Raw genomic sequence first — 16785 nt, 5'->3', positions numbered from 1 at the left:
TACAGCGCTGCAGCGCTTCCTCGACCACATCCAGAAGCACGACAACGTGTGGGTGTGCCGCCGTATTGATTTGGCTCGTCACTGGGCCGAGCGTTTCCCCTGCAAGGAAGCAGTCTCGGCCTGACTGTACGTTCCGAGAACCCCAGGAGATTGAGGAAGGCAAGCTAGGCACTCGATTTTTCGAGACATCATCGCAGCCAATTGCAACTAGTGCGGCCCTGCATCCCTGCCCTGTGGGCAGGAGTAGCCTCTGCGGAGGCTTGCCAAGTGCGCCAAGTGCTGTCCCTGCTTTGCCGTTGATCGGTCCATGCTGACCAAAAGTGCTGGGTGCTATCGCCATCCCTTGCGAGGAATCGGACGAACGCGATCAGCCTCGATACGCACCGAGCAATGCGAATGCATCTGCTTACAGCCCGCATCCAGAGCGCGTGCGCTCGGGAATTGATAGCTGCCTTTGATTCCCGAAGCCGGTCGCGAGATACTTCAGGCTTCGAAAACTCACCGAGAACAACAACTATGCAAGGCCATCCCGAAGTCGTCGACTACCTCAAGGACCTGCTTCGCGGCGAGCTCGCGGCGCGCGACCAGTATTTCGCCCACTCGCGCATCTATGAAGACCAGGGGTTCGCCAAGCTCTTCACGCGCCTGGACCACGAGATGCAGGAAGAAACCCAGCACGCCGACGCACTGCTGCGCCGCATTCTGATGCTGGGCGGCCGCCCCGACATGCGTCCCAAGGAATTCACGCCCGGCGAGACCGTTCCCGAGATGTTGCGCAAGGACCTGGACACCGAATACGAAGTCCGTGCCGGCCTGCAACAAGGCGTGGCGCTGTGCGAGCAGCACCGCGACTATGTGAGCCGCGACATCCTGCTGGCCCAGTTGCACGATACCGAGGAAGACCACGCCTACTGGCTGGAAAAGCAGCTGGGACTGATCGACAAGATCGGACTGCAGAACTATCTGCAAAGCCAGACCTGAGCCCAGCAACTCAGCGCGGAAAAATACCGAGGCCGTCCTTGATAGACGGCCTTTTTCATGGACTCGAGGCGGGCTCAAAAACCATAGTCATCACCCGTGGCGGCAAAGCGGCCTTCGCCGGATTGTCGATCTTGCAAGGCTCGCCTGCCCCCATCTTCTGGAACGAGGCTCCACCAAGATTCACGCCCTTGTGACATCCCATTGACTCGTTGACAAACGACAAGTCAGAGCCCCCGGGCGACTCGGCCATCACCGGATGTCATACGGGATTGCCGCTCTTCGTCTCCAACCAGGCACAAGCTGCGGCTGCCAGCAGGACCTGGCGAAGCAAATGCACATGTCGGACAGGCCCCTGCACCCGGGCCTGCCCTGCACGCCGCATCCTCAGCGGATTGCCGTTGCGGGCATGACCTGTACCTTCATGCTGCGCACAATGGCCGCCAGCACCACGCCATAGGCGGGAACAAACAGCAGCAGACTCACACCCAGCTTGATGACATAGTCGACCATGGCGATTTCCACCCAGTTGGCCGCCATGAAGGCATCGGAGCTATTCCAGAAGGCGATCGAGAAAAAGGCTGCGGTGTCCAGCACCTGGCCGAACACCGACGCGGCCGCCGGAGCCAGCCACCAGGAATGGCTTTTCTGGCGGATGCGGTCGAAGACCTGAATATCCAGCAACTGGCCCAGCACATAGGCGGCAAAACTGGCCAGTGCAATGCGGAACACAAAGCCGTTGAAGCTTTGCAGCGCTTCCCAGCCATTGAAGCGGCCTTCGTGGAACAGCACGCCCACCACATAGGACACTACCAGCGCAGGGAGCATGGCACGCATGATGACGCGTCGCGCCGCAGTCTTGCCGATCAGGCGTACGGTCAGATCGGTAGCCAGAAAGATGAACGGAAAGCTGAAGGCGCCCCAGGTGCTGTGAAAGCCCAGCAGCGTGATGGGCAGTTGCACCAGGTAGTTGCTGGCGATGACCAGCGCGATATGGAAGGCGACGAGAACGGAGAGATAAAACGGCACGCGCGACGCTTGCGTCTGCACGGCATGAGCGGATGTCATGACAGTCCTTTTTGGTCGATGGGGGCGAGGGAACCCATGGTTGCGAAGAGTGCGCCAGCGCGGCGCAACCGTGAATTTTATGCTGTACGGAATTATCTCTGCCTCCCCCGGCCCGCTTATCCGCCCGGACACATGGCGGATATAAGAAAAAGCATAGCTTGTAGCGACTGCCAATCCATGTTTTCAGCAATAAATCAGTCTGCTTTCAAAGCATGACAGGCGCTAGCTGCTATTTTTTTTTGATTCATTCAAAGCGCGAGCTGCGCCTCCTGCCGGGCCGCATGGCGAGAGGCACGCAGCCCTGCCCACTGCAGATCGGCCAGGACCAGCACCACGACGGCCTGCGCCGCCACCCAGGCCAGACCCCAGGCACTGAGCGCCAGGCCGGAGCCAAACACCAGGACCGCGCAGCCCAGCGCCCAGCCCAGATTGCCAAGAGCCACCAGACCGATCAGCGTGCGCGGCAGGGGCTCGCGACGCGCCATCCAGGCTGCGGCCGATGCATAGGCCAGCAAGAAAAGACCTGTTGCCGTCAGCAGGAAAGGCGGCAGCCCCGTCAGATCGGCCAGCGGCCGCTGCAAGGCCAGTTGCAGCGCGCCCGTGGCGGCGCAGGAGGCCGCATCGGCACACATCACAAGACGCAGAAACCGGGGAGAAGCAAAAATGGACATGGGAAACTCCTGTTCTATGACGAAGGTCTTGCGGCCGGCCCTGTGCCGGCTGCTGGGGCCCATGATTGCCATCCGCTCGCACAGCGTCGATAACCTCGCAGGTCATGGCCTGCTGTCCGGCCTGCCACTACGATGCGAGCATGAACTCCAGCACCGCCCCCTCTTCTTTTCATGCCGCTCATAAGCCGCCCGGTGCACGCGCGCCGTTTGGCGAGCACCTGCGCCACTGGCGCCAGCACCGCCGGCTGAGCCAGCAAGGGCTGGCACTGGAGGCCGAGATTTCGACACGCCACCTGAGCTATGTGGAAACAGGCCGCGCCCAGCCCAGCCGCGAGATGGTGCTGCGGCTGGCCGAGCGCCTGTCGGTGCCGCTGCGCGAGCGCAATGCACTGCTGGTGGCTGCGGGCTTTGCGCCCATGTACCAGGCCCGTCCCCTGGACCACCCCGATCTGGCGGCCGCGCGCCAGGCAGTGGAGCTGGTGCTCAAGGGCCACGAGCCCAGCCCGGCCCTGGCCGTGGATAGACACTGGAATCTGGTGGCCACCAATGCCGTCGTGCCGCTGCTGCTGGACGGCGTGGCGCCCTGGCTGCTGGAGCCACCCGTGAATGTGCTGCGCCTGAGCCTGCACCCCGAGGGGCTGGGCCCACGCCTGGCCAACTCCGCGCAATGGCGTGCCCATTTGCTGCACCGCCTGCAGCAGCAGATCGCCGCCACGGCAGACAGCGAGCTACAGGCACTGCATGACGAAATCGCAGCCTATCCGTTCGCCGAGGACAAGGACTCCCCTCTGCCCAGCCCCATCGCCGTGCCCTTCGAATTGCACACCCATCTGGGCACACTGAGCTTCATCAGCACCATCACCATCTTCGGCACGCCCGTGGACGTGACGCTGCAGGAGCTGGCCGTCGAATCGTTCTTTCCCGCAAATGCCGAGACACAGCAGGCGCTGCAGCGGCTGCAGGCCAGGCGCAGGGCCTGAAAAGCAAAAAGCCCGCAGGACTTGCATCCTGCGGGCTTTGGGGCCGGGCCCTTGAAGGCCCTGTCATCTGGCGCCTGAGCGCTTAGATCTTGGCCGCCACTTCAGCGTACTCGGCGATTTCGTTGAAGTTCATGTAGCGATAGACGGAAGCCTTGTCGGCATCGATCACGCCCATTTCCTTCAGGTACTCTTCCTTGGAAGGCAGGTAGCCCAGACGCGAAGCGATGGCTGCCAGTTCGGCCGAGCCCAGATACACATTGGTGTTCTTGCCCAGACGGTTGGGGAAGTTGCGGGTAGAGGTGGAGATCACGGTCGCACCTTCGCGCACCTGGGCCTGGTTGCCCATGCACAGCGAGCAGCCGGGCATTTCGGTACGGGCACCGGCGGTACCGAAGGCAGAGTAGTGACCTTCCTTGATCAGCTCGTCCTGGTCCATCTTGGTGGGAGGAGCCACCCACAGCTTGACGGGGATGTCACGCTGGCCGCCCAGCAGCTTGGCTGCAGCGCGGAAGTGACCGATGTTGGTCATGCAGGAACCGATGAAGGCTTCGTCGATCTTGGCGCCGGCCACGTCAGACAGGGTCTTGGCATCATCAGGATCGTTGGGGCAGCAAACGATGGGTTCCTTGATGTCGGACATGTCGATTTCGATGACGTGAGCGTACTCGGCGTTCTTGTCGGCTTCCAGCAGGTCTGGCTTGGCCAGCCAGGCTTCGACCTTTTCGATACGACGCTGCAGAGTCTTGGCGTCGGCGTAGCCGTCAGCGATCATGTTCTTCATCAGAACGATGTTCGATGTCAGGTATTCCTTGATGGGCTCAGGGTTGAGCTTGATCGTGCAACCGGCGGCAGAGCGCTCGGCAGAAGCGTCAGACAGCTCAAACGCTTGCTCGACCTTCAGATCTGGCAGGCCTTCGATTTCCAGGATGCGACCCGAGAATTCGTTGATCTTGCCGGCCTTGGCAACCGTCAGCAGACCTTGCTTGATGGCGTACAAGGGAATCGCGTGCACCAGATCGCGCAGAGTCACGCCAGGCTGCATTTCGCCCTTGAAGCGCACCAGCACCGATTCGGGCATGTCCAGAGGCATCACGCCGGTCGCGGCACCGAAGGCCACCAGACCGGAGCCTGCGGGGAAGGAGATGCCGATGGGGAAACGGGTGTGCGAGTCGCCACCGGTACCCACGGTGTCGGGCAGCAGCAGGCGGTTGAGCCAGCTGTGGATCACGCCGTCACCAGGACGCAGGGCCACGCCGCCGCGGTTGCTGATGAAGTTGGGCAGTTCGCGATGGGTCTTCACGTCCACGGGCTTGGGATAAGCCGCTGTGTGGCAGAAGGACTGCATCACCATATCGGCGGAGAAGCCCAGGCAGGCCAGATCCTTGAGCTCGTCGCGAGTCATGGGGCCTGTGGTGTCCTGCGAACCCACGGTGGTCATGCGAGGTTCGCAGTAGGTACCAGGGCGCACGCCCTGACCTTCGGGCAGACCGCAGGCGCGGCCGACCATCTTCTGGGCCAGTGTGAAACCGGCCGTGGAAGCGGCAGGCGCCTGGGGCAGGCGGAACTCGGTGGATGCGGGCAGACCCAGGGCTTCGCGAGCCTTGGCGGTCAGCGAACGGCCGATGATCAGGTTGATACGGCCGCCGGCTTGCACTTCGTCCAGCAGCACGTCGGACTTGAGCTGGAAGTCAGCCACGGTTTCACCGTTCTTGACGATCTTGCCGGCGTAGGGCAGCACGTCGATCACGTCGCCCATTTCCAGCTTGGAGACATCGACTTCGATGGGCAGAGCGCCGGAGTCTTCTTGCGTGTTGAAGAAGATGGGAGCGATCTTGCCGCCCAGCGTCACGCCGCCAAAGCGCTTGTTGGGAACAAAGGGAATGTCCACGCCCGTGCCCCAGATGATGGAGTTGGTGGCGGACTTGCGCGAAGAACCGGTACCGACCACGTCGCCCACATAGGCAACCAGGTGGCCCTTCTTCTTCAGGTCTTCGATGAACTGCATGGGGCCGCGCTTGCCGTCTTCTTCGGGCTTGAACGCCGCGTCAGGACGCGTGTTCTTGAGCATGGCCAGGTAGTGCAGAGGAATGTCGGGACGGCTCCAGGCATCGGGAGCGGGCGACAGGTCGTCGGTATTGGTCTCGCCGGGCACCTTGAAGACGGTGACGGTGATCTTTTCCTCGACCTTGGGACGCGAAGTGAACCACTCGGCATCGGCCCAGCTTTGCATCACTTCCTTGGCCTTGGCATTGCCGGCCTTGGCCTTGTCGGCCACGTCGTTGAAGAAGTCGAACATCAGCAATGTCTTCTTCAGCGCGTCGGCAGCCACGCCAGCCACTTCGGCATCGTCCAGCAGCTCGATCAGGGGGTGCACGTTGTAGCCACCCACCATGGTGCCCAGCAGCTCGGTGGCCTTGGCCTTGGAGATGAGACCCACCTTCAGGTCGCCGTGAGCCACGGCAGCCAGGAAGGAAGCCTTGACCTTGGCTGCATCATCCACACCGGGCGGCACGCGATGAGTCAGCAGATCCATCAGGAATGCATCTTCACCGGCGGGTGGGTTCTTGATCAGCTCGATCAGGTCGGCGACCTGCTTGGCATCCAGAGGCAGCGGGGGGATGCCCAGTGCGGCGCGTTCTGCCACATGGTCACGGTAGGCTTTCAACATGGGTTCTCTCCAATGGTTTTTTGAAAAAGGCTGCGCGTGGAGCGCGAATTACAGGACTGGCGCATGTGCGATACGCCAGTCCTCAGCCTCGCCAGACTTATTTGCTGTCCAGCAGGCTGGGAGGTGGGTTCTTGCGGATGGCTTCGGCCACTTGCTGCTGCTCGGGGCTCATGCACTCATCCGCCAGACGCTGGCCGGCCTTCTGGTTCATCAGCATGGACTTGTTGGCGATCTGCAGCCACACGGCGCCAGCTGCCTTGTCCTCCAGGCGCACGGTGCCGGTGGAAGTCTTGACGGGAGACATGTGGTACTTGAAGCCACGGCCGTCCACGATGAAGTAACCGGGGTTGGCTGCGTCGGCGTTCACGTTCACATAGGCGCCCAGCTCGCAGGCAATGCGGCCCTTGTGCACGCGCTCGGCCACGGCCAGCTCTTCCGTGCCCAGTGCGGCGGAAGCCGGGCCGGCGGCCACGACGGCGGCAGCACCCGCGCCACCTGCAGCTACGGCAGCGGCAGCCTTGCCCTTCTTGGAAGTAGTGGTGGCCTTCTTGGCGGCGGGAGCCTTCTTGGCGGCGGCCGCCTTGGCCTTGGGTGCGGTTTCTGCCACGGCAGAGTGGCTGATTGCGACCAGGGGAGCGGCAATCATCAAAGTGGCGATCAGGGTCTTCATAGGAATTAGCTCCTGCAGACTTGTTATGAGTTCAACGGATTGAGGCCGGGGCAAACCAGGGTTGAACTTCAACCGGCAAGACCTGCCCCGTCTGGTGAGCGCGCTCCAGCAACTGCCAAAAATAGCGGTAGCTCGCGCGGTCGTGTAGTACACCACCAAAACTGATGGGCGCCCAATTCTGCACCGCTGCAGAGGTAAGTATTTGTGCCGCCTGTAGAACTTCGTCCTCTGCTGGCGCAAATGCACGCAGAATCGGGCGAATCTGGTCAGGATGGATGCTCCACATGCGTGTGTAGCCAAGCTCACGCGAGGCTTTTTGCGCGCAAGCCTGCAAAGCTTCAGGATTCTTGAATTCCGTGACCACGCAGTGCGAGGGCACCTTGCCGTGGGCATGGCAGGCTGCCGCGATCTCGAGCTTGGCACGAACGACCAAGGGATGCTCGAACTGGCCCTGTGCCGTCATGGCGGAAGCCGGGATGGCGCCGCCATGGGCCGAGACAAAATCCATCAGCCCGAAGGAGATGCTTTGCACGGCCGGGTGCGCGGCAATGTCGAAGGCCTGCTGCACGGCAGCAGGAGACTCAATCAAGACATGTAGCGGCACACGCTTGTCTGTCGCACGCTGCAGGGCTGCTTCGGCCTTGATGACGTCATCCACCGACTCCACCTTGGGAATCATGATGTGGCAGAGCTTGTCTGCCGCGCCGCCGGCAATGATGTCCATGTCTGCCTGGAAATGAGCATGCTCCACCGCATGCACCCGGGCCGCCACGCGCGCGCCTTGAGCCGCTCCATTCGCCAGCTCGACCACCAGACGCGCGTGCTCGGCCTCCTGGCCGACAGGAGCGCCATCCTCGCAGTCCAGCGTCACGTCGAACACGCAGGTGCCGAACTCCTGCATCATCTCTGCCTGCAGCTGCAGGCTTTTGCGCATGCGCGCTTCCACGCCACTGTAGTGATCGCAGACGGGCAGACGCTGAGCGCCACCCTGAGCATCGAGAAGCACGGTGGCGGGATGAACCAGTTCTTTCGTCATGACTTGCGCTGAGCCACCATGAAAAGTCGGGGAAAAGCCAGCAGACGCTTGCCGTCGGCTCGCTCCGGATACGCCACATCGATGCGGCTTTGATACTCGGTCAGGTACTCGGCTTGCAGCTCCCGGGGCAAACCTTCCACGAAAGGCTTGAGGCCCGTGCTGCTGAGCCACTGCACAATCGCTGCGGCCGAGTCCATAGGATGCTGATAGACGGTGTGCCACACATCGACGCTCGCAGCCTCATTGGCGGGAGCCGCCGGCTGAGGCGCTGCCAGCAGGTCGTAATACACCCCTATGGGCAAAATCTCGGTACGCACCTTGCTCGCGTCCCCGATATGCGCCGCAAACCGGGGCAGTTGGGCGACTTCGCGCATGTTTCGGTGCGAGGGTTCCTGACGGTTGTCAGGCATCTGCACGGCCAGCACGCCACCGGGCGCCAGCAAGGAAAACAGACGGGGAATCAGGCTCTCATGCCCGCCCACCCACTGGATGGAGGCATTCGCATAGATCAAATCAGGTGCTGACTCACCTTCAGCAGGTGCCCAGGAGGCAATATCACCGGCCTCGAACCTGGCCTGCGGCAACTGCTTGCGCGCAGTCTCCAGCATGGCTTCGGAATTGTCGACACCGATCACATCGGCGCCGGGGAAACGCTCCACCAGAAGTTCGGTGGAGTTGCCCGGCCCGCAGCCCAGATCCACGATGCGGAGGCTGCGAGCGGGTGAATGCAAGCTGGAAGGTACTCTTGCCAGCAGTTCTGCCGCAGGGCGCGTGCGCTCATTGGCAAAGCGCAGATACAGCGCGGGGTTCCAGTCTTGCATAGGTTTTGCGCTGATTACAGCAGGTGCTTGACGCCGTCCTGCTCGCCTTGCAGCTCAGCCAGAGTCTTGTTGATGCACTCTTGCGAGAAGGCATCGATTTCCAGACCTTCGACGATCTTGTATTCGCCGTCAGCCGTGGTGGTCACGGGGAAACCGAACACGATACCGGCGGGGATGCCGTACTCGCCGTTGGAAGGCACGCCCATGGTGACCCATTCGCCGTTGGAGCCCAGGGCCCAGTCACGCATGTGATCGATAGCAGCGTTGGCAGCGGAAGCAGCCGACGACAGACCGCGAGCAGCGATGATGGCGGCGCCGCGCTTGCCCACGGTGGGCAGGAACACGTTGGCATTCCATTCCTGGTCGTTGATGGCTTCCTTCACGGACTTGCCGTCCACGGTGGCGAAGCGGTAGTCGGCGTACATGGTGGGCGAGTGGTTGCCCCACACGGTCAGCTTCTTGATGTCGCCGACCTTGAAGCCGCCCTTGGCAGCCAGCTGGGAAGCAGCGCGGTTGTGGTCCAGGCGCAGCATGGCGGTGAAGTTCTTCGCGGGCAGATCGGGAGCCGACTTCATGGCGATGTAGGCGTTGGTGTTGGCGGGGTTGCCGACCACCAGAACCTTGACATTGCGCGAAGCCACGGCGTTCAGAGCCTTGCCCTGGGCGGTGAAGATCTGGGCGTTGGCAGCCAGCAGGTCAGCACGTTCCATGCCGGGGCCACGAGGACGGGCGCCCACCAGCAGAGCGTAGTCGGTGTCCTTGAAGGCGGTCATGGGGTCGGCGTGGGCTTCGATGCCGGCCAGCAGGGGGAAGGCGCAGTCTTCCAGCTCCATGATCACGCCCTTCAGAGCGTTTTGAGCCTTTTCGTCGGGGATTTCCAGCAGTTGCAGAATAACGGGCTGATCTTTACCCAGCATTTCGCCGGAGGCGATGCGGAACAACAGGGCGTAACCGATTTGGCCAGCTGCGCCGGTAACGGCGACACGGACGGGCTTCTTGCTCATGGTGAAACTCCAAGATTGGAAAAAAGTGAGATGTTATGGGCGCCAGGTTGCACCAGCGTAACCACCAGTAGCGCAAGCTCCGCAAACATGCGGCAAGTGTACTGCCGAAATCAAAGCCCGGTCAATTTGTCTTATGTCTTATATAAGATATGATCTTCACTTAGCGACCAGAGTCAAATCGACTGTTTTTTGTGCATCGCATCGCGGAGGCGATACCTTCAAAACCAACTATGCCCAGCCCCCACAACACAGCCCCGGACAACAACGCCAGCCATAGCGGTGGTGCCGGCGTCTCCACCCCAGCCTTCAGCCCTCTGTACCAGCAGATCAAGGGCCTGATCCTGCAAAGTCTGGAAGCTGGCGAATGGCGCCCCGGAGAACTGATCCCCAGTGAAATGGAGCTGGCAGCCCGCTTCAAGGTCAGCCAGGGCACGGTGCGCAAGGCAATCGATGAACTGGCTGCCGAAAACCTGGTCATGCGCCGCCAGGGCAAAGGCACGTTTGTGGCCACTCACGCTGCCCAGCAGGTGCAGTACCGCTTTCTGAATCTGCGCCCCGATGCCGGCGACCTGCAGGGCGAAGGCCGCGCAGAGCGCCACATCCTCGAGTGCCGCCGCCTGCGCGCGCCTGCCGAAGTGGCCCGCGCCCTGGCCCTGCGCACCGGCGACGCCGTGATGCATGTACGCCGCACCCTGTCCTTTGCCGCAATCCCGACTATTTTGGAGGACATCTGGCTGCCTGGCAACGCCTTCAAGGGGCTGACGACCGAACAGATGTCCAACTACCAGGGCCCGACTTACGCCATGTTCGAACTCGACTATGGCGTGCGCATGGTGCGGGCCGACGAGAAAATTCGCGCCGTTCTGCCGGATGCCGAGCAAGCCCAGCTGCTGAACATTCCCAGCACTACGCCGCTGCTCAGCGTGGAGCGAACTGCTTACACATACAACGATGTTCCCATGGAGTTACGGCGCGGCCTGTACCGCACCGACACCCATCATTACCGCAATGCTTTGAACTGAATCCCCCCGTAAAAGCGTTGATTGCAACAGAGCCCAACCATCTGCTATGCAAATTCGGCTAACGGATTCTGCTGCATTGCAATAGAATTTTGTGTCGCTTCGCACTAGCGATTACAACGCAGTTACATCCACGAAAGTACCCTGCCATGACAGAGCAAAAAGCAAAACAGCGGCCAGAGTTCCGCAATATCAACTTCTTCTCGGACCTACCGACCTATCGCCTGCCCCTGGCAGGCATTGTGTCCATTCTGCACCGCGTCAGCGGCCTGCTGATGGCGATCCTGCTGCCGTTCATCATCTGGATGTTCGACAACTCGATCTCGTCGGAAATTTCGTTTGATTCCTTCACGTCGGTATTCGCAGGTCCCTTTGGCTGGTTTGCCAAGCTCGTCTGCCTGGCACTGATCTGGGCCTATCTGCACCACTTCTGCGCAGGTGTCCGCCATCTGGTGATGGACGTGAACCACCACGCCGTGAACAAGCAGACCGGCAAGTCCACCGCCGCCGTCGTTCTGTGCATCAGCGTTGCCCTGACCGTGGTGCTTGGCGCCAAGCTGTTCGGCCTGTACTGATCAGCGCCCAGTCAATAACACCTCACGATAAGGAAACAACCATGTCCGTGAATTACGGCTCCAAGCGCACCGTTGTCGGTGCGCACTATGGCACCCGCGACTTTCTGGCTCAACGCTCTACCGCCGTCCTGATGGCGCTGTACACCGTTGTGCTGCTGGTGCGCTTTCTGACGGTCGGCGGCCCCGTGGGCTACGAGCAGTGGGCCGGCATTTTTGCTCCCCAGTGGATGAAGTTTCTGACCCTGGCCCTCTTCGTGGCTCTGGGCTGGCATGCCTGGATCGGCGTGCGTGACATCTGGATGGACTACGTCAAGCCCGTGGGCCTGCGCCTTGCACTGCAAGTGGTCACCATTGTCTGGCTGGTCGGCTGCATCGGCTGGGGCATCCAGGTTCTGTGGCGTCTCTGATTGAGACACAGTCTCCACGATTGAAGGTTAAGAATGAGCTACTCCAAAGCAAATATCACCAAGCGCAAGTTTGACGTCGTGATCGTCGGTGCCGGCGGCTCCGGCCTGCGCGCTGCGCTGGAACTGTCGCGCGCCGGTCTGTCCGTCGCCTCGCTGTCCAAGGTTTTCCCCACTCGCTCGCACACTGTGGCTGCCCAAGGCGGCGTGTCCGCTTCGCTGGGCAATATGAGCGAAGACAACTGGCACTATCACTTCTACGACACCATCAAGGGCTCCGACTGGCTGGGCGACCAGGACGCCATCGAGTTCATGTGCCGTGAAGCGCCGAACGTCGTGATCGAGCTCGAGCACTTCGGCATGCCTTTCGACCGCAATGCCGACGGCACCATCTACCAGCGCCCCTTCGGCGGCCACACCGCCAACTACGGCGAAAAGCCCGTGCAACGCGCCTGCGCTGCCGCTGACCGCACCGGTCACGCCATGCTGCACACGCTGTACCAGCAGAACGTCAAGTCCAAGACCAACTTCTTCGTGGAGTGGATGGCGCTGGACCTGATCCGCAACACCCAGGGCGATGTGGTCGGCGTGACCGCACTGGAACTGGAAACCGGCGATTTGTACGAGCTGCACGCCAAGGCCGTGCTGCTGGCCACCGGCGGTGCCGGTCGCATCTTCCAGGCTTCGACCAATGCCTTCATCAACACCGGTGACGGCCTGGGCATGGCTGCTCGCGCCGGCATTCCTCTGCAGGACATGGAGTTCTGGCAGTTCCACCCCACCGGCGTGGCCGGTGCCGGCGTGCTGCTGACCGAAGGCTGCCGCGGCGAAGGCGCTATTCTCTTGAATAGCGAAGGCGAGCGCTTCATGGAGCGCTACGCTCCCACGCTGAAGGATCTGGCACCGCGTGACTTCGTGTCGCGTTCGATGGACCAGGAAATCAAGGAAGGTCGCGGCTGCGGTCCCAACAAGGACTACATCCTGATGAAGCTGGACCACCTGGGTGCAGAAACCATCCGCAAGCGTCTGCCTTCCGTGGAAGAAATCGGCCACAACTTCGCCAACGTGGACATCACCAAGGAACCCATTCCCGTGGTTCCCACCATCCACTACCAGATGGGCGGCATCCCGACCAACATCAACGGTCAGGTCGTGGTCTGGGACGGTCAGCAGAACAATGTGGTCAACGGCCTCTACGCCGTGGGCGAATGCTCGTGCGTGTCCGTGCACGGTGCCAACCGCCTGGGCACCAACTCGCTGCTGGACCTGCTGGTCTTCGGCAAGTCTGCCGGCAAGCACATCGTGGAATTCGTCAACGGCTTCGGCGCTCACCACGAAGTGCCTGCCGACGGCGCTGACCGCACCCTGGCCCGCCTCAACCAGCTGCAAGACTCCAAGGACGGCACTTACGCCCAGGACGTCGCCGGCGAGATCCGTCAATCCATGCAGACTCATGCTGGCGTGTTCCGCACGCAAAAGAGCATGGACGAAGGCGTGGAAAAGATCAACGCGATCCGCGAGAAGGTCGGCTCCGTGACCCTGAAGGACAAGTCCATGGTGTGGAACACCGCTCGCATGGAAGCCCTGGAAGTGGACAACCTGATCGAAGTGGCACAAGCCACCATGACCTCGGCCGCAGCCCGCAAGGAATGCCGTGGCGCACACACCGTGTACGACTACGAGCACCCTGCCGACCACGCCGAATTCCCCCTGGGCCGCAACGACAAGGAATGGCTCAAGCACACACTGTGGGACAGCGCGACCAACAGCCTGACCTACAAGCCTGTGAACCTCAAGCCCCTGACCGTTGCCAGCGTTCCTCCCAAGGTCCGCACGTTCTAATTCAGCAGCCCACGAGAGAAGATCAAAATGAAGCGCACATTCAAAATCTACCGCTACGATCCGGATAAAGACGCCAAGCCCTACATGCAAACCGTGCAAGTGGAGCTGGACGGTCACGAGCGCATGCTGCTGGACGCCCTGGTCAAGCTCAAGGCCATGGACCCCTCCATTGCCTTCCGTCGCTCCTGCCGTGAAGGCGTGTGCGGCTCCGACGCCATGAACATCAACGGCAAGAACGGTCTGGCCTGCCTGACGAACATGAACACCCTCAAGGGCGACATCGTTCTCAAGCCCCTGCCCGGCCTGCCCGTCATCCGCGATCTGATCGTGGACATGACCCAGTTCTTCAAGCAGTACCACTCGATCAAGCCCTACCTGCAAAGCGATGTCTACGCATCGCCCAGCAAGGAGCGCCTGCAGTCGCCCGAAGAGCGCGAAGAGCTCAACGGCCTGTACGAGTGCATTCTGTGCGCCAGCTGCTCCACCAGCTGCCCCTCGTTCTGGTGGAACCCCGACAAATTCGTGGGCCCGGCCGGTCTGCTGCAGGCTTACCGCTTCATCGCGGACAGCCGCGACACAGCCACGGGCGAGCGCCTTGACAATCTGGAAGATCCTTACCGCCTCTTCCGCTGCCACACCATCATGAACTGCGTGGACGTGTGCCCCAAGCACCTGAACCCCACAGCAGCCATTGGCAAGATCAAGGAGCTGATGGTTCGTCGAACCATCTGATGCTGATGACGAATACTCTGCTCGACGAACGTGAGCGCGACCTGCTGAGGTGGCGCAGCCGCCGTGGTCTGGTTGAGAACGATCTGTTCATCGAGCAGTTCTTCGCCACCTACGGAAGCCAGCTCACGCGGAGACACGCGACTGGCCTGTCTGCCTTGATGGATCTGGCAGACAACGACCTGATGGATCTTTTCTTGCGTCGCAAGGAACCTGAAGGACAACTCGATACCCAAGAAGTCAGGGAAGTGCTGGAGATGGTGCGCAAGCGCCAGCCCGGTAACTGTCCCCAGTAGGCTAGGCAAACTAGAGAAGGAAGTTTGGAAATGAAACTCGCTGACAACAAAGCAACGCTGTCTTTCAGCAATGGCGCTCCCAGTGTGGAAATGCCGGTGTACCAGGGCAATATCGGCCCGGATGTGATCGACATCCGCAAGCTCTATGCCCAGACTGGCATGTTCACGTATGACCCGGGCTTCCTCTCTACCGCCGCCTGCCAATCCGCCATCACCTACATCGATGGCGACAAGGGCGAGCTGCTGTACCGCGGCTACCCCATCGAACAACTGGCCAAGAACTGCAACTTCCTGGAAACCTGCTACCTGCTGCTGTACGGGGAACTGCCCAACGAGAAGGAAAAGGCCAACTTCGAAGAGCTGGTGACCAAGCACACCATGGTCAACGAGCAGATGCAGTTCTTCCTGCGCGGCTTCCGTCGTGACGCTCACCCCATGGCCGTGCTGACCGGTCTGGTGGGCGGCATGTCGGCCTTCTACCACGACAGCACCGACATCACCAACCCAGAGCACCGCAACATCGCTGCGATCCGCCTGATCGCCAAGATGCCTACGCTGGTCGCCATGGCATACAAGTACGGTATGGGCCAACCCTACATGTACCCCAAGAACGACCTGTCGTATGCCGGCAACTTCATGCGCATGATGTTCGGCAACCCTTGCGAAGAGTACAAGGTCAACCCCGTGGTTGAGCGCGCTCTGGACCGCATCTTCATCCTGCACGCCGACCACGAGCAAAATGCCTCGACCTCCACCGTGCGTCTGTGCGGCTCTTCGGGCACCAACCCCTTCGCGGCCATCTCCGCTGGCGTGGCCTGTCTGTGGGGCCCTGCCCACGGCGGCGCCAACGAAGCCTGCCTGAACATGCTGGAAGGCATCCAGGCCAATGGCGGCATCGAAAAGGTCGGCGAGTTCATGGAGCAGGTCAAGGACAAGACCAGCGGCGTGAAGCTGATGGGCTTTGGCCACCGCGTCTACAAGAACTACGACCCCCGCGCCAAGCTGATGCAGGAAACCTGCAACGAAATCCTGGCCGAACTGGGTCTGGAAAACGATCCCCTGTTCGCCCTGGCCAAGAAGCTGGAAAAGATTGCCCTGGAAGACGACTACTTCGTCCAGCGCAAGCTCTACCCCAACGTGGACTTCTACTCCGGCATCGTGCAGCGCGCCATCGGCATCCCCGTCAACCTGTTCACCGGCATCTTCGCTCTGGCCCGCACCGTGGGCTGGATCGCTCAGCTCAACGAACAAATGGCCGACCCCGAGTACAAGATCGGCCGTCCCCGCCAGCTGTTCACCGGCTCCGTGTCGCGCGACGTCAAGCCTATCGCTCAGCGTTGATCGGCACACCCAGGCCCGGATTTCCGGGTCTCAGGGTGGCAAAAAGCCCGCAGACTGCAAAGTCCGCGGGCTTTTTTACGTCCCCCCCCGATCTCAGCTTTGGTAAAACCATAGCTGGTTACGCAAGACACAGGTCGATTTCAAGTGTGAATCATCTCAGTATCCATTGATACAAAGCGCTAGCCGCTATAGAAATTTATAAATCGATCCACATCAGAAATGCGGAGCGAGCCCGGAATCGGCTCTTCTATACTGGTCTTCATGCACGCAAAACGACAACGCAATCTGGAGCTGGCCCATGCCGTGCTCGACTGGAACCAGCGCCACCTGAACCGTCACACCACGCTGAGCCGCGAGCAGGTCGCCGAATGCTTTGCCGAGCAATTCGTGGTCGAGCCCAACGGCCGCCACTATGCAGCGGACCTCGAGAGCTATCGCGAATTTCTCGAAGGCATGAAGCAGGACATGGAAGGCATTCGCTACGACATCCGGCACACCACGGCCGACGAGGACTCCGTGGTCTTTTCCATGGATGTCTGCATCACCAAGGCCGATGGCAGCGCCCAGCACTTTGTCGCCATGCTGCTCATGCGTTTTGACGAACACGAAAAAGTCAGCCTATGGCGCGAGGTCTATCTGCCGCGCCCCCAGGCTGGCGCGCAATAAGACCGCACCGCAGACCA

General features: G+C 61.1%; 17 protein-coding genes and 1 pseudogene. 11 read left to right on the top strand and 7 right to left on the bottom strand.

The window, feature by feature from the left end:
* Positions 1 to 124, top strand: a pseudogene (locus V8Z78_RS23655) (allantoinase); the annotation flags it as partial.
* Positions 125 to 516: 392 nt separating this feature from the next.
* The gene (bfr, locus tag V8Z78_RS23650; protein WP_003063542.1) at positions 517 to 981 is read left to right on the top strand and encodes a bacterioferritin; all 465 of its coding nucleotides are present in this window, start codon (positions 517 to 519) and stop codon (positions 979 to 981) included.
* A gap of 384 nt (positions 982 to 1365) precedes the next feature.
* Here the strand turns inward: bfr and V8Z78_RS23645 are convergent, their stop codons facing one another.
* The gene (locus tag V8Z78_RS23645) at positions 1366 to 2046 is read right to left on the bottom strand and encodes a 7-cyano-7-deazaguanine/7-aminomethyl-7-deazaguanine transporter (protein ID WP_003063549.1); all 681 of its coding nucleotides are present in this window, start codon (positions 2044 to 2046) and stop codon (positions 1366 to 1368) included.
* A 248-nt stretch (positions 2047 to 2294) separates the two neighbouring features.
* Positions 2295 to 2717 (bottom strand): hypothetical protein, encoded by a 423-nt coding sequence (locus tag V8Z78_RS23640; protein WP_034361706.1) that lies wholly within the window; start codon positions 2715 to 2717, stop codon positions 2295 to 2297.
* 140 nt (positions 2718 to 2857) lie between these two features.
* Between V8Z78_RS23640 and V8Z78_RS23635 the strand changes: the two genes are divergently transcribed.
* Positions 2858 to 3697, top strand: a complete 840-nt coding sequence (locus V8Z78_RS23635) for a helix-turn-helix domain-containing protein (RefSeq protein ID WP_349732262.1) — start codon at positions 2858 to 2860, stop codon at positions 3695 to 3697.
* Positions 3698 to 3779: 82 nt separating this feature from the next.
* Here V8Z78_RS23635 and acnB read toward each other — a convergent pair whose 3' ends face one another.
* The 5 genes from acnB to V8Z78_RS23610 form a co-directional block, all read right to left on the bottom strand.
* Positions 3780 to 6365, bottom strand: coding sequence for a bifunctional aconitate hydratase 2/2-methylisocitrate dehydratase (gene acnB / locus V8Z78_RS23630; RefSeq protein WP_003063559.1), 2586 nt, complete (start codon positions 6363 to 6365; stop codon positions 3780 to 3782).
* Positions 6366 to 6462: 97 nt separating this feature from the next.
* Entirely contained in the window at positions 6463 to 7035 is a 573-nt protein-coding gene (locus tag V8Z78_RS23625) for a hypothetical protein (RefSeq protein WP_003063562.1), read from the bottom strand.
* Between the two features lie 31 nt (positions 7036 to 7066).
* Complete coding sequence (locus V8Z78_RS23620) at positions 7067 to 8071, bottom strand: HpcH/HpaI aldolase/citrate lyase family protein (RefSeq protein ID WP_034356844.1); 1005 nt, start codon at positions 8069 to 8071, stop codon at positions 7067 to 7069.
* Positions 8068 to 8892 (bottom strand): trans-aconitate 2-methyltransferase, encoded by an 825-nt coding sequence (gene tam, locus V8Z78_RS23615; protein ID WP_349732261.1) that lies wholly within the window; start codon positions 8890 to 8892, stop codon positions 8068 to 8070. The genes V8Z78_RS23620 and tam overlap by 4 nt, the downstream gene beginning before the upstream one ends.
* A 14-nt stretch (positions 8893 to 8906) precedes the next feature.
* Positions 8907 to 9896, bottom strand: a complete 990-nt coding sequence (locus V8Z78_RS23610; protein ID WP_003063568.1) for a malate dehydrogenase — start codon at positions 9894 to 9896, stop codon at positions 8907 to 8909.
* A 230-nt stretch (positions 9897 to 10126) separates the two neighbouring features.
* On the opposite strand from V8Z78_RS23610, the gene V8Z78_RS23605 reads away from it, so the two are divergent.
* The 8 genes from V8Z78_RS23605 to V8Z78_RS23570 all read left to right on the top strand — a co-directional run bounded on the left by V8Z78_RS23605 (position 10127) and on the right by V8Z78_RS23570 (position 16768).
* Positions 10127 to 10918: a GntR family transcriptional regulator gene (locus V8Z78_RS23605; protein WP_003063570.1), complete on the top strand. Its 792-nt coding sequence runs from the start codon at positions 10127 to 10129 to the stop codon at positions 10916 to 10918.
* A 146-nt stretch (positions 10919 to 11064) separates the two neighbouring features.
* The gene (gene sdhC, locus V8Z78_RS23600; RefSeq protein WP_003063573.1) at positions 11065 to 11490 is read left to right on the top strand and encodes a succinate dehydrogenase, cytochrome b556 subunit; all 426 of its coding nucleotides are present in this window, start codon (positions 11065 to 11067) and stop codon (positions 11488 to 11490) included.
* Between the two features lie 41 nt (positions 11491 to 11531).
* A complete protein-coding gene (sdhD, locus tag V8Z78_RS23595) occupies positions 11532 to 11897 on the top strand; it encodes a succinate dehydrogenase, hydrophobic membrane anchor protein (protein ID WP_003063575.1) in 366 nt (121 codons plus the stop codon).
* Positions 11898 to 11930: 33 nt separating this feature from the next.
* On the top strand, positions 11931 to 13736 hold the full coding sequence (gene sdhA, locus V8Z78_RS23590; protein ID WP_012839256.1) for a succinate dehydrogenase flavoprotein subunit: 1806 nt from the start codon (positions 11931 to 11933) through the stop codon (positions 13734 to 13736).
* 27 nt (positions 13737 to 13763) lie between these two features.
* Positions 13764 to 14468, top strand: coding sequence for a succinate dehydrogenase iron-sulfur subunit (locus tag V8Z78_RS23585; RefSeq protein WP_046462705.1), 705 nt, complete (start codon positions 13764 to 13766; stop codon positions 14466 to 14468).
* Positions 14468 to 14761, top strand: a complete 294-nt coding sequence (locus V8Z78_RS23580) for an FAD assembly factor SdhE (RefSeq protein ID WP_003053208.1) — start codon at positions 14468 to 14470, stop codon at positions 14759 to 14761. Before V8Z78_RS23585 ends, V8Z78_RS23580 begins: the two co-directional genes overlap by 1 nt.
* 30 nt (positions 14762 to 14791) lie before the next feature.
* On the top strand, positions 14792 to 16102 hold the full coding sequence (locus tag V8Z78_RS23575; protein ID WP_003063579.1) for a citrate synthase: 1311 nt from the start codon (positions 14792 to 14794) through the stop codon (positions 16100 to 16102).
* Positions 16103 to 16363: 261 nt separating this feature from the next.
* Positions 16364 to 16768, top strand: a complete 405-nt coding sequence (locus V8Z78_RS23570) for a nuclear transport factor 2 family protein (protein WP_171832534.1) — start codon at positions 16364 to 16366, stop codon at positions 16766 to 16768.
* Positions 16769 to 16785 lie beyond the last annotated feature (17 nt).

It is taken from the genome of Comamonas sp. wu1-DMT, from assembly GCF_040187805.1.
Classification (GTDB): Bacteria; Pseudomonadota; Gammaproteobacteria; order Burkholderiales; family Burkholderiaceae_C; genus Comamonas; species Comamonas thiooxydans.
This window is presented reverse-complemented; position numbering and strand designations above follow the sequence as displayed.

What these genes read in the sequence shown, in the direction of transcription:
- sdhD (WP_003063575.1), top strand. Translation starts at nt 11,532, where the DNA reads ATGTCCGTGAATTACGGCTCCAAGCGCACCGTTGTCGGTGCGCACTAT.
- sdhC (WP_003063573.1), top strand. Translation starts at nt 11,065, where the DNA reads ATGACAGAGCAAAAAGCAAAACAGCGGCCAGAGTTCCGCAATATCAAC.
- sdhA (WP_012839256.1), top strand. Translation starts at nt 11,931, where the DNA reads ATGAGCTACTCCAAAGCAAATATCACCAAGCGCAAGTTTGACGTCGTG.
- V8Z78_RS23640 (WP_034361706.1), bottom strand. Translation starts at nt 2,717, where the DNA reads ATGTCCATTTTTGCTTCTCCCCGGTTTCTGCGTCTTGTGATGTGTGCC.
- V8Z78_RS23605 (WP_003063570.1), top strand. Translation starts at nt 10,127, where the DNA reads ATGCCCAGCCCCCACAACACAGCCCCGGACAACAACGCCAGCCATAGC.
- V8Z78_RS23610 (WP_003063568.1), bottom strand. Translation starts at nt 9,896, where the DNA reads ATGAGCAAGAAGCCCGTCCGTGTCGCCGTTACCGGCGCAGCTGGCCAA.
- V8Z78_RS23570 (WP_171832534.1), top strand. Translation starts at nt 16,364, where the DNA reads ATGCACGCAAAACGACAACGCAATCTGGAGCTGGCCCATGCCGTGCTC.
- tam (WP_349732261.1), bottom strand. Translation starts at nt 8,892, where the DNA reads ATGCAAGACTGGAACCCCGCGCTGTATCTGCGCTTTGCCAATGAGCGC.
- V8Z78_RS23645 (WP_003063549.1), bottom strand. Translation starts at nt 2,046, where the DNA reads ATGACATCCGCTCATGCCGTGCAGACGCAAGCGTCGCGCGTGCCGTTT.
- V8Z78_RS23635 (WP_349732262.1), top strand. Translation starts at nt 2,858, where the DNA reads ATGAACTCCAGCACCGCCCCCTCTTCTTTTCATGCCGCTCATAAGCCG.
- V8Z78_RS23580 (WP_003053208.1), top strand. Translation starts at nt 14,468, where the DNA reads ATGCTGATGACGAATACTCTGCTCGACGAACGTGAGCGCGACCTGCTG.
- bfr (WP_003063542.1), top strand. Translation starts at nt 517, where the DNA reads ATGCAAGGCCATCCCGAAGTCGTCGACTACCTCAAGGACCTGCTTCGC.
- V8Z78_RS23585 (WP_046462705.1), top strand. Translation starts at nt 13,764, where the DNA reads ATGAAGCGCACATTCAAAATCTACCGCTACGATCCGGATAAAGACGCC.
- V8Z78_RS23575 (WP_003063579.1), top strand. Translation starts at nt 14,792, where the DNA reads ATGAAACTCGCTGACAACAAAGCAACGCTGTCTTTCAGCAATGGCGCT.
- acnB (WP_003063559.1), bottom strand. Translation starts at nt 6,365, where the DNA reads ATGTTGAAAGCCTACCGTGACCATGTGGCAGAACGCGCCGCACTGGGC.
- V8Z78_RS23625 (WP_003063562.1), bottom strand. Translation starts at nt 7,035, where the DNA reads ATGAAGACCCTGATCGCCACTTTGATGATTGCCGCTCCCCTGGTCGCA.
- V8Z78_RS23620 (WP_034356844.1), bottom strand. Translation starts at nt 8,071, where the DNA reads ATGACGAAAGAACTGGTTCATCCCGCCACCGTGCTTCTCGATGCTCAG.